The sequence below is a fragment of the Anaerolineales bacterium genome (assembly GCA_022866145.1).
GTDB lineage: Bacteria > Chloroflexota > Anaerolineae > Anaerolineales > E44-bin32 > PFL42.
In genome coordinates, this window is record JALHUE010000008.1 from 1 (window position 1) to 14,688 (window position 14,688).

Annotated in this window: 16 protein-coding genes; 6 read left to right on the plus strand and 10 right to left on the minus strand. The window is 66.3% G+C overall.

What is annotated here, in order from left to right; all coding sequences use genetic code 11:
- Positions 1–330, minus strand: a 330-nt coding sequence (locus MUO23_00215) for a MarR family transcriptional regulator (GenBank protein ID MCJ7511373.1), incomplete at its 3' end; no start/stop codon positions are given.
- A gap of 111 nt (positions 331–441) precedes the next feature.
- Here MUO23_00215 and MUO23_00220 point away from each other — a divergent pair.
- The 5 genes from MUO23_00220 to MUO23_00240 all read left to right on the plus strand — a co-directional run bounded on the left by MUO23_00220 (position 442) and on the right by MUO23_00240 (position 4,827).
- Positions 442–1,578, plus strand: a complete 1,137-nt coding sequence (locus MUO23_00220) for an LCP family protein (protein MCJ7511374.1) — start codon at positions 442–444, stop codon at positions 1,576–1,578.
- A gap of 19 nt (positions 1,579–1,597) precedes the next feature.
- Positions 1,598–2,707: a hypothetical protein gene (locus MUO23_00225; GenBank protein ID MCJ7511375.1), complete on the plus strand. Its 1,110-nt coding sequence runs from the start codon at positions 1,598–1,600 to the stop codon at positions 2,705–2,707.
- A 122-nt stretch (positions 2,708–2,829) separates the two neighbouring features.
- The gene (locus MUO23_00230; protein MCJ7511376.1) at positions 2,830–3,471 is read left to right on the plus strand and encodes a response regulator transcription factor; all 642 of its coding nucleotides are present in this window, start codon (positions 2,830–2,832) and stop codon (positions 3,469–3,471) included.
- A gap of 117 nt (positions 3,472–3,588) precedes the next feature.
- Positions 3,589–4,482: a S1C family serine protease gene (locus tag MUO23_00235; GenBank protein MCJ7511377.1), complete on the plus strand. Its 894-nt coding sequence runs from the start codon at positions 3,589–3,591 to the stop codon at positions 4,480–4,482.
- A 126-nt stretch (positions 4,483–4,608) separates the two neighbouring features.
- Positions 4,609–4,827: a hypothetical protein gene (locus MUO23_00240; GenBank protein ID MCJ7511378.1), complete on the plus strand. Its 219-nt coding sequence runs from the start codon at positions 4,609–4,611 to the stop codon at positions 4,825–4,827.
- Positions 4,828–5,027: 200 nt separating this feature from the next.
- Here MUO23_00240 and MUO23_00245 read toward each other — a convergent pair whose 3' ends face one another.
- The 9 genes from MUO23_00245 to MUO23_00285 form a co-directional block, all read right to left on the minus strand.
- Positions 5,028–6,119: a GNAT family N-acetyltransferase gene (locus tag MUO23_00245; protein MCJ7511379.1), complete on the minus strand. Its 1,092-nt coding sequence runs from the start codon at positions 6,117–6,119 to the stop codon at positions 5,028–5,030.
- Positions 6,120–6,125: 6 nt separating this feature from the next.
- Positions 6,126–7,040 (minus strand): DUF5668 domain-containing protein, encoded by a 915-nt coding sequence (locus tag MUO23_00250; protein ID MCJ7511380.1) that lies wholly within the window; start codon positions 7,038–7,040, stop codon positions 6,126–6,128.
- 66 nt (positions 7,041–7,106) lie between these two features.
- On the minus strand, positions 7,107–7,745 hold the full coding sequence (locus MUO23_00255) for a hypothetical protein (protein ID MCJ7511381.1): 639 nt from the start codon (positions 7,743–7,745) through the stop codon (positions 7,107–7,109).
- 30 nt (positions 7,746–7,775) lie between these two features.
- Positions 7,776–8,579: a hypothetical protein gene (locus MUO23_00260; protein MCJ7511382.1), complete on the minus strand. Its 804-nt coding sequence runs from the start codon at positions 8,577–8,579 to the stop codon at positions 7,776–7,778.
- Between the two features lie 12 nt (positions 8,580–8,591).
- Positions 8,592–9,113, minus strand: a complete 522-nt coding sequence (locus tag MUO23_00265) for a hypothetical protein (GenBank protein MCJ7511383.1) — start codon at positions 9,111–9,113, stop codon at positions 8,592–8,594.
- 110 nt (positions 9,114–9,223) lie between these two features.
- Positions 9,224–10,030: a VIT1/CCC1 transporter family protein gene (locus tag MUO23_00270; GenBank protein MCJ7511384.1), complete on the minus strand. Its 807-nt coding sequence runs from the start codon at positions 10,028–10,030 to the stop codon at positions 9,224–9,226.
- A gap of 23 nt (positions 10,031–10,053) precedes the next feature.
- On the minus strand, positions 10,054–11,331 hold the full coding sequence (locus MUO23_00275) for an MFS transporter (GenBank protein MCJ7511385.1): 1,278 nt from the start codon (positions 11,329–11,331) through the stop codon (positions 10,054–10,056).
- A 264-nt stretch (positions 11,332–11,595) separates the two neighbouring features.
- Positions 11,596–12,195 carry an iron-sulfur cluster assembly accessory protein gene (locus MUO23_00280; GenBank protein ID MCJ7511386.1) on the minus strand — a complete coding sequence of 200 codons (600 nt, stop codon included), beginning with the start codon at positions 12,193–12,195 and terminating at the stop codon, positions 11,596–11,598.
- Positions 12,196–12,345: 150 nt separating this feature from the next.
- A complete protein-coding gene (locus MUO23_00285; protein ID MCJ7511387.1) occupies positions 12,346–13,578 on the minus strand; it encodes an ATP-grasp domain-containing protein in 1,233 nt (410 codons plus the stop codon).
- 264 nt (positions 13,579–13,842) lie between these two features.
- Between MUO23_00285 and MUO23_00290 the strand changes: the two genes are divergently transcribed.
- A partial coding sequence (locus MUO23_00290) for an ABC transporter substrate-binding protein (GenBank protein ID MCJ7511388.1) occupies positions 13,843–14,688 on the plus strand: 846 nt, incomplete at its 3' end.

Genomic DNA, 14,688 nt, shown 5'->3' on the forward strand with positions numbered 1-14,688 from the left:
CTCAATCGCCTGACGGACGATCTCCTGTCCGTCCGGGGTCAGGGTGATTCGCCGAACCCGCCGATCGTGATCGTCCTCTTCTCGCCGCAGCAGCCCTTGCTGCGCCAGCCGGTCCACGATCTGGCTGGCAGCACCCGGTGTTACGCGAAGATCCTGGCCGATCTCGTTGACCGGGCAGGCGCCGCCATGATGCAGCCGCATCAGCGCAGCCACCTGGGAGTGTGACAACCCAGATTCCTTGACCCAGTTCTGAAACTCGCGCATCGATCGATGCATGAACAACTGGGCCCATTCCCTCAGGGCCTGCTCGAACGTCGGAGAACGCCCCATGCTTCACCTTTCTTAGTAGTTAAGCGCACTAAAGTATACTTGGCACCCAGCCATCCGTCCAGCCAGCTTGCCGATGCCGGCAAGGGCGTATAATCACCGCCGGTCCAACCCATGTATTCCAACCGACATCCCAACCGGCCTTCGGCCGATCAGACCCAGCCCATTGGCCTCGCCGGCTTGCAGCCGCCCCGAAAGGCGCCACAGCCCAGGGCGCTCGCCTGCGCCACGCGACTGCTCGCTGCGGGGTTTGCCTTGGCGATCTTGCTGCTTGGCCTCGTCACCCACCTGGTTGTGCGGGACCTTTCCCGGTCCTGGTCGAGCTTCGCCCTCAATCCGTTCCAACCGAACCCGGGCGCCTCCGACGGGACGTTGCTCCCCGGGGAGACCGCCACCCCGCTTCCACCGGCCGTCAACCCGACGCCCTGGGAGGGTGTCGAGCGGGTGACGATCCTACTGATGGGCCTGGACTACCGGGACTGGGTGGCCGGTCAAGGGCCGGCCCGGACCGACACCATGATGCTGGTCACCCTCGATCCACAGTCGAAGACGGCCGGCATGCTGTCGGTCCCCCGAGACCTGTGGGTGGAGATCCCCGGCTTCGCGCACAACCGGATCAACACCGCCTATCCCAGCGGGGAGGCCAACCGCTTGCCAGGCGGCGGGCCGGCGCTGGCCATGCAGACCGTCGAGAAGGTGATTGGGGTTCCGATCCAGTTCTTTGCCGTGATCGACTTTGCGGCCTTCGAACGGATGATCGATGAGATCGGCGGCGTCGACGTCCTGGTCAGCGAGCAGATCAAGATCTGCCCGATCGGGCGGTCGTGCAAGATCCTTACGCCCAAAGCCCACCGCTTGGACGGCGCAGAGACCTTAGCCTACGCCCGGGTGCGCAAGGGCGCCGGCGATGACTTCGGCCGGGCCGAACGTCAGCAGCAGGTGGCGCTGGCCATCATTGACCGCGTTGTCGGTCTGGACATGGTCCCGACCCTTGTGGCCAAGGCTCCAGTCTTGTATCAAGAGCTGGCTTCTGGGATTCGCACCAACTTGACGCTGGATCAGATGATCTCACTGGGCTGGCTGGCGATTCAGACGCCCAAGGCCAGCATCCAGCGGGGGGTGATCGCCCCGCCGAACATGGTCGGGTTCCACACGCTGCCGGACGGCGCTGCCGTCCTGCGTCAGGTGCCGGATCAGATCCGTCAGCTGCGCGACCAGATTTTCACTCAGACCGGGATCATCGGCCCATGAATCCCTGGTGGATTTCGTGATGCGCCCCTCACCCGGCCCCAAGACTCGCCCGCATCTGTTCGACCGCTTGCCGTTGGATCTTCGGCGCGTGCCTCGTTGGGGATGGTGGGCCGCCCTGGGCGGGCTCTATGTGCTGTGTGTTCTCTCGGTGTCGGGTCTAACCGGCGTTGCTGCCGGGCGCCAGCAAACCACGGCCGGACAGTCGCAAGCCCTGGCGCGTTCCGCCCAGGAACAGTTCGACCTGGGCGTGCAGGACCTGCTAGAGACGCGCTACGAGCTTGCCCGGCAGAGGTTCGAGTACGTTCTCAGTATCGACCCCAACTACCCCGGCGCGGCGGAGCTGCTGGACAAGTCGCTGCTCGGCATGAACGCCCCGACCACGACCCCCGTGCCACCGACCATCGCCGTCACACCGACGGCGACGCTCGATGCCTCGTCGCTCGATTCGCTGTTTTCGCAAGCGCAGTCGGCGTATGCCGGGGAGGACTGGAGCACCACAATCCAGGCTCTGCTGACGGTCCGTTCGATCGACCCAGAGTATCGGCGAGCGGAGGCCAACCAATTCATGGCCGGCGCCCTGCGCGCCCGCGGGCTTGAGAAGATCTGGTCGGGACAGCACGAACAGGGGATCTATGACCTGGCGCTGGCAGAGCGCTTCGGGCCGCTGGATGGCCAGGCGACCTCGTGGCGCAGCAGCGCCGCCTTCTACTTGTTCGCCAATAGCTACTTCGGCGTGGTCTGGCAGGAGGCCGCCCGATACTTCTCGCAAATCTGCTCCGCCGGCGGCTGGGACTCGTGCTACAAGTATTCGGTGGCAGCGATGGAGTACGGCAAAGAACTGATGAAGGCCAACGACCCGTGCGCGGCCGCGATCCAGTTCGTGTCTTCGTTCGAGACCCGGGGAGACTCCACCGTGGAAGACCTGGCCCGCGACGCCCAGGAGGCGTGCCTGACGGCGACAGCCGTGCCTCCGACGCCGACCCTCACCCTCACGCCGACCCTTGGCTTGCCGATCGAGACGCCCACCGAAACGCCAACCTCCGGGCCGCCGCCGACCTCCGTGCCGACAACCCCCGCGCCACCTCCATCGGAGACGCCCACACCGACCGAAACCCCGACGCCCTCGTGAGAAGTGGATGCTCAGCCGAACCACGCTGAGCCGTCACTCCAGCTGACGACGCTCGCTCCCACGGTTCCTGTTGAGCGATCTATGCCCACACCCGACGAACTCTTCCACCTTGGTCGAAGCGCGTGAGCCCAACGCAGCCCAAGACACCGCCAGACCGCGTCGTGATCGTCTCCGCAGAGGCGCTTGCTCGGGCCGGCCTGGCCGCGTACTTCCAGGCCGATCCCGGCTGGGAGGTGGTCGCAATGGATGTCCCGGATCAGGGAGCGGTCGGCAGCATTTCCGCTCAGGCGCCGGACCTGGTTGTTTGGGATGCGGGCGGGGACGAGGAGCTGCTGGACCGATTGGGACAGGACCTGGCGGAACTGCCGCACACGCTAGTGCTGGTCCGTTCAGCCGAGGATGCTGAAGCGGCGTGGTCCGCTGGCGCTCGGGCCGTGCTTCACCGCCAGGTCGAGGCGGAAACCCTGCTGGCTGCCGCCCGGGCAGCCCTGGCGGGGCTTTGGATTTCCGACCAGCCTGCGAGACGCCAGCCCGAGCCTTCACCGGCAGAGGCCGAGGCGCTTCGGGAGGCGCTCACCCCGCGTGAACTGCAAGTGTTGCGGTTGATGGCCGATGGTCTACCCAACAAGGCCATCTCCGCCAGGCTCTCCGTAACCGAGAGCACCGTCAAGTTCCACGTCAACGCCATCCTGCGCAAGCTGGATGCCCAGAGCCGGACGGAGGCCGTCGTGCGAGCTGGGCGCAGCGGCCTGATCCCCCTCTAACCTGATCCAAAGTACAGCCTGCGTCCCGTCCTTTTTCAGGATGCCTTGTCGCCCGCCATCGACTAGCATGGCGGGCGAAGGGAGCGCTTGGCGTTCCTGCTGAGAGGAGCAAAGGTGATGAACAAGGTTCTGGAGACAGTATCTGAGGAACTGGCGGCGCTGGTGGCTTCGGTCCAGGGCATCGTCCGGGTCGAGGGCAGGCGGCGACTGGCGGCCAGTGGCGTAGTGTGGTCCCCCGAGGGCGTGATCGTCACCGCCGAGCACGTTGTACGGCGAGACGAGTCCATCCTCGTCGGTCTGGCGGAAGGCGAGACCGACGAGGCGAGCCTGGTGGGACGTGACCCGAGCACGGATCTGGCCGTCCTCCGGGTCGCGACCAGCCCGATCGCGGCTCCCGCCTGGCGCACGACCGATGAGCTGAAGGTCGGCCACCTGGCGCTGGCCCTGGGTCGTCCCGGCCGAAGCGTCCAGTCGACCCTGGGTATCGTCAGTGCCGTTGGCGGGCCGTTCCAAACCGGCATGGGAGGCGCCATCGATCGCTATCTTCAGACGGATGCGGTGATGTACCCGGGTTTTTCGGGTGGAGCGCTCGTCACGGCCGACGGACGAGTCGCCGGCGTGATGACCTCTGGCCTGGTGCGCGGCGTCAGCCTGGCGCTGCCGACTGAGACGGTTCGCAGAGTCGTCGAGACATTGCTTCAGCACGGCAGGATCCGACGCGGGTTCCTGGGCGTCGGCGCCCAGGCTGTGCGCCTTCCGGAGGCGGCTGCCACTCAGTCCGGGCAGGGGGTGGGGCTGTTGGTGATGTCGGTCGAGCCAGGCAGCCCGGCCGACCAGGGTGGGGTGCTGCTGGGCGATACCCTACTGGCGTTTGAAGGCACCCCGCTGCTGTCGATGGAAGACCTGCTCGGCGCCCTCTCCGGCGACCGGGTCGGAAAGCCGGCCGAGATCCGTCTGCTCCGCGGCGGCGGGCTGACGTCGGTCAAAGCGACCATTGGGGAGCGAGGCTAGAGGCGCCTGCCGGACGAACCGCCCCGGAGGGAAGACCCCTCCGGAGGCGGTGTCCCGGCCAGCTCGCACATGTCAGACTCCAGCGGGAGACCGGACCAAGATTTCTTGCGGGGAAGGAGGTGGTTGATGCCCCTCGTACTCGAAGGCCTGAGTTCAGGGTGGGTCGAGGTCGTTGACCGGGTGCGGCCCTCGCTGGTGCACGTCCTGTCCCACGGCCGAGGGGCCGGCGCCGTTCGGGCCAAGCAGGCCGAACAGCTCTCCGGGGTGCACGTCGAAGGAGATGTCGTCGACGGCCACCACTTCTCTTTGGTCGAACGCCGCACGACGCCCGGCGTGGTCTTATAGACCCGACGCAGGTTGGCAACCTCAACCGTGCTCAACGCGGCCTCCGCTTTCCTCTGGTGGTGGAAGAAGGGCGCATTATATCCTTCTGGGGAGCATGTGCCTGGCAGAGGCGACGGAATGATCCAGGCTGCGCAGGCGCGATTCCACGGCGTCGACTGCTGCCGAGACTGGGGGCGGCCTTGGCCGTTGGGCGCGGGCCGCTATTCGAGCCTGGCGAGTTCCTCGCCTGGCCGCAATTCGAGTTCGAAGAACGTCGATTCGCGCAGCACGTGCATCCCGGCGCGGGTGTACAGGCGTGTTGCGCCGGTCAGGCTGGCGGCGTCGACGCCGAGGCCTGCCCGGCGGGCGCCGGCCGCGCGCAGGGCGGAGAAAGCGTGCAACAGCAGCGCCAGGCCGAGCCCGCGCTTGCGCCACAGCCGGCGAACTCCCAGGGTGTCGACCCAGCCCATCTCGGGGTCGTCGTCGGCGTGGGCCCGACATAGAGCGATCCCGGCGATCTCTTCCCCCTCAACAGCGACAAACCACAGGCTGGGATCGAATGGGCGCAGCTCCACCGAGGCGTGCGTCCACTGGCGGAACCCTTGTTCAAACGGCGCCTCGACGAAGCCCCAGTGATCTCGAAAAGCATCGATGGTCGCGGTGTAGACCGCGCGCAGGTCCTGCGGATGCCGAAAGGGGCGCAGCCGGATGCCAGGCGGCCAGGCGGGAGCCGGCGGAGGAACGTCGAGGTCAATGGACATCGTCCAGCTGTGGCGCACGGCCTCGAAGCCGAAATCGCGAAACAGGGCGGTGCTCGGGTTGTGCGCCACCGGGCAGGCGACGCGCGGCGCGAAGCGTGCCTGCGGCGGGACACGATCGATGCCCCGCAGCGCTCTCGTCAGCGACCAGGCCAGCAGGCTGGTGCCGATGCCTCGCCCGCGCCACGCCGGGTGCACCCGAGTCCACATCCATGGATGGACTGGCGGGTCGAGCAGGGTCCATACCTCGGCGCAGCCCACCGGCGATCCATCGGGCGCCAGCACCAGGCGCGTGTCGACATCAAGATTGAAGCCCGGGAACTTCCACTCCTGCGCGTAGCGCTCTGCTGTGATCCCACCCGCTCCGATGAGTTCGGTCTCGGCCAGGTTGAACATCTCGACCGCACGCGGCAGATCGTCGAACCGGGCCGGGCGAACCTCGAAACCTTTCTCACGCAAGAATCCGAAATGCGGGTCGATGGCACCCTCCGTTTTCGTCTCGCCCTGGCGGGGTCGGTCAAGGGATCTTTCGTCCGGTACGGAACCGCCCGTCATTCGGCGCTACTCCGCCAGTACCTCGATGGCTCCCACGACCTGCGAGATCACCAGGTCGACTTGGTTCTCGGCCTGTCCGTAGCCTGCCGTGACGTAGCGCCCATCTGGAAGCTGGCGCAGGTCAGAATCGATCGTGCGGCCTGTCAGCAGCGGCTCAAGCCGGACGCTGGCTTCCAGGCCAGCCGGAATCACGACCACCGTCTGCCCGAACACGCCCGACAGACGAGCGTCGTATTTCCCATTGGCCGGGAGCACAACTGTCGACTGTCCGAAGACCAGCTCGACCTTCAAGCTCTCGGCCGTCAAGTCTCCCATTGGCAGATTGGCCTCGCCCGCCACCAGGCTGACCTCGATGTCGAGGGGGATAGCGGGAGTGAGCCCCAGGTCCCAGGCTGGCGTGGTGCCGGCGAAGCTGGTCGTCGGGGACAGCGAGGCGCCGGTGGTCTGGAGCTTCACCCGGGCTGTGTTGCCAGAGCGCAGGTAGGCCTGCCCGACTCGCTCCCAGGGGTGGGAGTAGATCTTGCCAGCAAGAAGAAGCGTATCGTCCTGCAAACTGCCCACCCGCAGCGACGCCGCCAGGGGGGCCAGGGTGACCTTGGCCGAGGCAACGCCGTTCAGCTGAACCTGGACAACCTCGGCGGCAAGGTTCTCGGTGGGCAGGCCGTCCCGGTCGGCAAGCCCTCCGATTGCGCCCGCCAGCACGACGAGCGACAACACTGCCGCCAGGACAGCGCCCGCCAAGGAACGATAGCCGATGGCCAGATCCAGTCCGGCTGCCACCAGGATGATAGGCCACAGGTCCAGCAGGACTGTCCACGGGCTCTGCCCCAGCCTGCCGAGGTTGTCCATGAGCAGGACGGCGCCGATCCCGATCAGCATCGTCGGCCCGACGATGCCTCCATGTCGGTAGGTCTGGGTCATCGTTGATCTCCTTCCCTGGCGCTTCCGACAGGCCGCACCCAGGCGAAGCCTGCAGCGCCTGTGGATCTACTTGCGAAAGACTCGGACAATCAGCAGGAGCCCGCCCAGGATCAGCAGCCCAGGTCCCAGGAACTGCAACGAGGGGCTGAAGAGGAGCGTCGAGAAACCGCCCAGCAGGAGCAGGACGAGGGCCGGAACCGCTGGCCAGCGCATGCGCCCCTCCGCTGTCGGGACGAGAAGCAGCAGGCCGAACGTCAGGCCCATGCCGAGGAACAGGACGCTGAGCGGCGCCAGCTCTGCCGGGACCAGTCCGCCGACGAGGATCATCCCAGAAACGGACAGCACGGCGCCGGCTGGGATGATTGCCCACCAGGCCTGGCGGTTGGCCAGCCAGACTCCCCAGAAGCCCAGGGACAGGACGCCCATGAAGACCGCCCCCGCCCAGGGATCGGCGGAGCGTTGGAGAAAGGCGTCCAGGGCAATGGCACTGGCGATTCCGAACAGAGCGGCGGACGGAATCGACGCCCACCAGTTCTCGCGGCTGGCTGCGAACACGTACAAGAAGATCCCTCCGCCGGTGGCGAAGGCCAGCGCCCAAAACAGGGCACTCCCTGTGGGCAGGATGCCCAGGCTCTGAAACAGGAACAGCAGCCCGCCTACAATCAGAAGCAGACCGATCAGGATCTGCGGCTGTGACCTGCGCATCCACTCTCTCCTTCTAGCTGTGGGCGCCGCCTAGCGAATGTCGACCGAGCCGGCGCCCACCCTGATTTCGATTTCGTAACGATCTGCCGCCTGCTCGAATCCGGAGGTGACGTGCGCCGCTCCATCCCGCACGAATCGCACTCGATCCAGGTTGACGCTCGCCAGGTCCGTGCGGCTCCTGACTCTCGCCTCGACGCCGGCCGGCAGTCTTAGACGGATCGCGGTTGCTCCCCCGGCGACGGTGACCGGGACCGAGCCCTGCGGTCTGGCCAGATGGATCTCCGACGAACTGGCGCCGGTGCGGAAGCGCAGCGAACTGAGCCGGACTCCAACCAGCTCAAGCAAGGTCTCGCTGGCGCCGGTCTCGACATCGAGCTCCGTCGGAATGGTTCTCGGCAGGTGCACGACCCAATCCGGCGGCTCGCCGCGCCACCATCCCCATGGTGCCGACAGGAAGAACCAGGCATCTCGCGGGCAGAGACTAATGGAAAGCACGCGATCCTTCAGCAGCACTTCATGGCGGGCTCCAGTTCCGAAGCTGGCGTCCAGAGCGTCTGGCTCGCTCGCCGAGGCATCGAGGCGCAGGCGTCCGGCGCCGTGCTGCAGGCGGAGCTTGAGCAGGGCGGCCTGCTCGACCGGGACCCGAAGTGACGTGTCGCCCCTCCGCCGATCTCGCCCCGAGATCCCCCATATCACCCACACCCCTGCCAGGATGAGGAGGATCGGGAGAAACAACCCTGTCAGCTCGAACGGAAGTACCCCCAGCCTGTCGAGAATCAGCAGGCTCCCGAGAAGGATCAGGCCGATCCCCCAGAACATTCCGCTGCGCCGCATCGCCGGCCCGTCCTAGCTCGCTCGCCGGGGGAAGGCCACGTTTCGGATCAGCTCCGCCAGGCCGAGGGCAATCAACAGCGCTGGCCAGTACGGGCTGGCGGGAACCGGGCCGCCGAAGATCGACGAGAATACCAGGAACAGCACCAGACTGACCAGAATCGTCCACAGCCCATCGCGGATCGAGCGTCTGGGCGTCATCCCGAGGATCCCCGCCAGCACGGTGCCAACACCGGCGAAGCCGGGGATCAGTGTCCAGAGATACAGCCAGCTCCCCCAATCCCCGGCAGCATTCTGGTAGTTCAGGATCAAGCCGATCCCGCCGACAATGCAGGCCGGGATCGCCATAGCGGGCGTCCCACTTAACAGCCCGATCACCAACAGCAGCAGACCCACACCCACCAGAGAGACGGGCCAGCCGAAGGTTCGAGGCAGCAGGGTTTGGAAACCCGGTGCCAGGCGGGACAGCAGCAGACAGCCGCCGAGCAGGATCAGCAGGACTCCTCCGGCAAGCGCAGTTCGCTGACGTTGATCCATGGGACCTCTCCTCCCCTGGGGCCATCGGACCGTCGCCCTGGCGGTGGGCAGGCCGGAATGCCCCGTGTTCTATCCGACGACAGATAGCGTGGGTCGCGCCAAGCCCTGCCTCAGCCGACCAGCCCCTTGAGCAGCGCGCCCACCCCATAGGCCACGACCGCCGCCAGTCCTCCGACGAGCAAGGTCTCCAGTCCGCTCTTCACCAGGCTGCGCTGGGTGACCAGGACCTTGGCGGCGCCCAGCAGGAACAGGGCGACGCCCGAGAGCGCCAGCGACAGGCGGAACGAGGCCTGGGCCGGGATCGGGACGAACAGGCCCAGCAGGTAGATCGATAGGGGGACCGACCCGGCCAGCAGGAAGGCGGCAAAGGTTGCCAGTCCGCTGCGCAGCGGCTTGCGATTGTCCTGGACCAGCCCGAGTTCGTCGAACATCATGGCCTCGACCCAACGCTCCGGGTTGCGCGAGTGGACCTCGACCAGGGCAGCCGCATCCTCATCATCGTACCCCCGCTTGCGGTAGACCTCAAGCAGTTCGGCTCGTTCGCCCTCAGGAAAGTGATCGACCTCCCAGCGTTCGCGCTCCCTTTCCCGCTCATAGTATTCTCGATCGCTTTTCGACGAGAGATAGGCTCCGGTCGCCATGGAGAAACCATCCGCAAACAGGTTCGCCAGGCCCAGGATCAAGACGATGTCACTTCCCAGCTGCGCCCCGGCCACGCCGCTGACGACGGCGAAGGTTGTGACGATCCCGTCCAGGCCACCGTAGACCATGTCGCCCAGATACTGTTGCGCGGCCCCGCCGTGCTCCTCGCGGGCGGCTTGGGAAATCCGTTCCTGGGAGTGGGCCCGGGCGGAGAGCTGCTCGTCACCCCGGGCGTACCCGTTCCGCGCTTCGTCGACGCGCCGCATCAAGCTCATTTGAGTGACCTCCTTGAAAGCCGCTATCCGGCCGGATTGGCCGGCGGATCGGCTGACACCGTTGCCTCCGGCGGCTGAGGCGCCAGGTGGGTGGATCGGTCAAGGTAGAGATACATCCCGACCGAGAGCATCCCCACCACGCCGCACAGGTACCACAGAAGCCGGCTGTCGTAGTTGTCCATGATACTGCCGGCAATCATCGGCCCGACGGCAAACGGAATACCCCAGGCGAATCCGGAAACGGCCATGTAGCGACCGCGCATCTCCTCCGGCGCCAGGTTGGCAACAATTGCCTGGGAGACCGGTGCGATCAACATCTCGCCGATCGTGATGATGACCATGGCCAACAGGAACAAGGCGTACGTCGACGTGAATCCGTACATGGCGAAGCCGATCGCATACAGCGCCGTGCCGATGGCAACAACCATGAACGGCGGGTAGGGGGTGACTCTGCGTGTGATCGGGAACTGGAGGAAGACCACCATGATCGCGTTCAGGCTGAGGATCAGGCCGTACATGCTCGCTGAGATCCCGTGATCATCCCGTAGATACACTCCCAGGGTGGTTTGCATGTTCAAGATCACGAGCCCGGCCAGCATCGAGGCGGCCAGGAACAGCATGAAGATCCGGTCTCGCAACGGGATCGCATATCCGGCAAACGTCTGGCCGACGCTTTCGGCCTTGGCGTCGGGGTGGGGCGCCGGTCGCGTTTCCGGCATGGCGAAGAACACAATCACGGCCACCAGGGCACTGATGACGGCATCGATGATGAAGAGCAACAGGTAGGACCGAGCCGCCAGGAGGCCGCCGATGGCCGGGCCCAGGACGACCGAGACGTTGAAGGCAACGCGGAGAATCCCATAGCCCTGCGCCCGCTGACGCTCGGGGAGCAGGTCGGCCACCATGGCGTTGTAGGCGGGACCGCCGACCTCGGTAAACAACCCGGAGACGGCTGCCAACAGGTAGAAGGCCTCGATCGTGGTCACGAAACCCATCGCCAGGGTGCTGAGCGAACTGGCGATCAGGCTGAACATCAGCAAGTACTTGCGCCCCATGCGGTCGGCCAGGGCGCCGCCCAGCAAGCTGCCCGGGAAAGAGGACAGCGCCCAGATGGCGAAAAGGACGCCGACCTCGGACATTCCGATGCCGAAGCGGTCGGTCAGGTACAGGGCAAAGAAGGGAAAGAGCAGTGCGCCGCCCAGCCGATCGATGAACGTGGCCGTGACCAGCGTCCAGAAGGGCTTGGGGAACTCGTGGTAGACGTCGGCAGCCTTGCGTTGCTGCCCGGCCAGGAACTGCATGCGATCTTCTCTCTGCCCGGCCGGCTATGCCGGTGATCGGGCAGGGCCGGCCGTGGGTCACGGCGCCCCCGCCAAGGGATCCATCGGAGATGCGCAGCCAGTCGGGAAAGGCATGCGTTGTCGCTCGAGCGTCAGACCGCCGGTGTGAAGCCCAAGAGCCGGCATGCCGGGCGTCGGCAACAGCGCGTTTCTAGCACATCCCCACCGGCACGCAAAGTGAGGTTCGGCTGGCCCTGGCCTGTGCTAGCGCCTGGAGCGCGGAGGTCAGCTTCTGGCCAGAGGCGATTGTCCGGACTTGGAGGGGCGGTAGTAGGGGTTCGTCCCCCCGGCATGATCCGTCGTATCCACCACTTGCTCAATCGCCGGCACTTCCTGGCGGATCATGACCTCGATCCCCTGCTTCAGCGTCACGTCGACCAGGCCGCAGCCTTGACACCCGCCGCCAAGGGCGACGTAGGCTGTGCCGCGGTCGACCTGCAGCAGTTGGACGAATCCGCCGTGCGACGCCAGGGCGGGGTTGAGCTTGGTGTCGATCACGCTCTGGATCGCCAGCGAGGTCGGATCGCGCCACAGCGGATTGGGATTGTCGACGCGGAAGCCCGACTCGTCGGGGGTGTCTACGAAGTCGATGCTGGCCCCCAGCACGTAGTCCATGCTCTCAGCGTCGACAAGCAGGGTCAGGCCGTCCACCGGAATCCGCGTGTCGTCTGGCTGCTCGGCATCGGGGGTGGCGAACGCCAGTGTGTATAAGAATCCATCCGGGCCGCGGCCGCGAATCCCAACCCGCAGCAAGGCTTCGGGCAGCCCGCGAGCTAGCTGAAGGTCAAGGATCTTCCGCCGTGCCGACTCCGTCACCCCGATCATCTCACCCTCCACGCGCCCACCTCCTACCATTCAACCTGCACTCGGAAATCGCCCTGGGCCAGGGCAATCGACCACGCCGGCGCCGCCCATGCCCCCGAAACTGATCCGCCGTCAGGGCGGCCGGCGACAATTGTAACCGCTCGGGGACTGTCAGACGGGGGGAGCAGCGTCGTACTCGACTCGCAGGCTCCGGTGGGCCGCCCGCAGGGCGGTTTCCACCGCCAGCGGCGTGTCGGCCTCGCCGAACAGGAATCCCAGGTAGGAGGCGCCCTCCGGCAGGGCGACCATGTCCCCACCTGCGGGGAGGGTGATCACGACGTCCGTGATCCCGGGCACACCTCTGGCGGCCTGCACCCCATGAACCTTGCGCAGAACACCGGAGCCTGGAATAGGGATCATCATCACCCCGGTCGCTACCGGCTCCAGGGCCAGGCTGGGAAGGGGTAGGCCGACGGCGTGGGCCAGCAGAATCTCCTCGAGCGACCTGCCCCCCTCGAAACGGAGTGCCCGTGAACACAGGCCCCCAATCGAGCGAGCGGCGATCTCCACGATCCACACCTGGCCGGCGTGAACTCTGACCTCGGCATGGAGAGGGCCATGCGTCAACCCGATGGCACCCACCGCCGCGCCCACGGTTCGGCCGACCTGGCTCTGCATTGTTGCACTCAACCGCGAAGGTGTGACAAAGAGGGTCTCCTCAAAGTACGGACCTTCGAGGGGGTCGGGCTTGTCGAACAGCGCCAGGGTCTCCATTCGTCCAGCCGTAAGCAGCCCCTCTAGGGCGTGTTCACTCCCGGGGATATAGCCTTCGACGAGCAGCGTCTCCCCCATGCCATGGGGATCCGATGTGCCTGCCAAGCGGATAATCCGAGCCGTGCGTCGGAAGGCGGCGACGAAGGACGCCGGATCGTCCGCTCGGATCACCCCCCGCGATCCTGACAGGCTGCGCGGCTTGACGACGCACGGAAAGATCACCTGACTTGCGGCCTCCTCCGGGTCGGCCTCCAAGGGCACGACCCAATGCGGCGGGTTGGGCAAGTTGGCCTGATCCAATCGTTGGCGCATCTGGGCCTTATCGCGTGTCACCAAGACCGAGTCGGGACTGTTGTGTACCAGGCCCAGCCGGGTGCTGGCGGCGGCAGCCGTCAACAAGCCTTCGTCTTCGGCGGCAAGCACGGACAGGAAGGATGGCTCGGCCGCGGCCGCGATCGCACTGGAGGCGGACTCGACGTTATGGAAATCCAGAGAGAGCAGTCCCGGGGTCTGGTCTTGGGACCAGGCGAGCGGCTGGTCGGTGGCGACGACGACCGGCAAACCGAGGCGCTCGGCGGCCCTCAGGAAGGCCCCGGCGCGGTACGTCCGGGTCGTGACGAGCAGGAGCACAGGGCGCATCAACTGAGAGTCCGCAGTGCGGAATGTGGTGCTTGGCGGAGTATAGCCCAAGCCGCAGTCGACCCCGCCCCCCTCGGTCTGCCTCCGCCGGTGGCGGGATGGGCGGCTGGTAGTAGACTTCACGCAAGGATGCCTCGACATAGACTGCGAGCGGGGCTGCGCGGCCGCGCGCCAGGGAGGCCCCTGGCCTCTACAAGCCCGGGAGCCGCGATTTGGCCAGGTCGCAGCAAGAGAAGCCACTCGGAGGAAGGAAAGATGGACCTCAAGTCGATCATCTTGGCCGGAATGATTCTGGGGCTGCTGCCCGGCGCATGCGCGCCCGCCAGGACCCCTGAGCCGACCCCGGGGGCGCCGGCCGACCTCACCTGGGAGCGGATACAGAGCGCCGGCAAGATGATCGTGGGGACCGCTGGCGATTACCCGCCGTTTGAGTACTACAACGACCAGTTCCGACTGGATGGCTTTGATGTGGCGCTGATCCAGGCCATCGGCCAGAAGCTCGGCCTGCGGGTCGAGCTCAACGACTTCGCCTTCGACGGTCTGGGCGGAGCCCTGACGATTGGCCAAGTGGATGCGGCCATCGCCGCGATTTCCGTCACCGACGAACGCCAGGTGGTGATCGATTTTTCGAGTGTCTACTATGTCGGCGCCGGCGCTGCCCTTGCTAAGGAGGGATCCGGCATCGCCCCACTGTCGTCCATCGCCCAGCTGACCCAGTACCGGGTAGGGGTGCAGGAGGGCTCGGCGTATCAGGCCGACCTGCAGCGGGTTGTGGCGGCGGGTGCGATGCCGGCTGGCAATGTGCATGCTTATGCCAAGGCCGATGAGGGAGTCGCCGGCCTGCGTCAAGGCGCCGTGGATCTGTTCGTGCTCGACGAGGCGGCTGCGAGTGAGTTCGTCACGCAGGGAGGGGTCGAGATCGCAGGCCAGGCCGTGAGCCAGCAACGATACGCCATCGCCATCCCTCAGGGTGCGGTGACGCTTCAGGCCGAGCTCAACCGCGCCTTGGTTGAGCTAGACAACGATGGCACACTCGCTCTTCTGACCGACCAGTACCTGGGCCCCCACTCCGGCGCAAGTCCCCCGCCGCCTCCGGAGGCA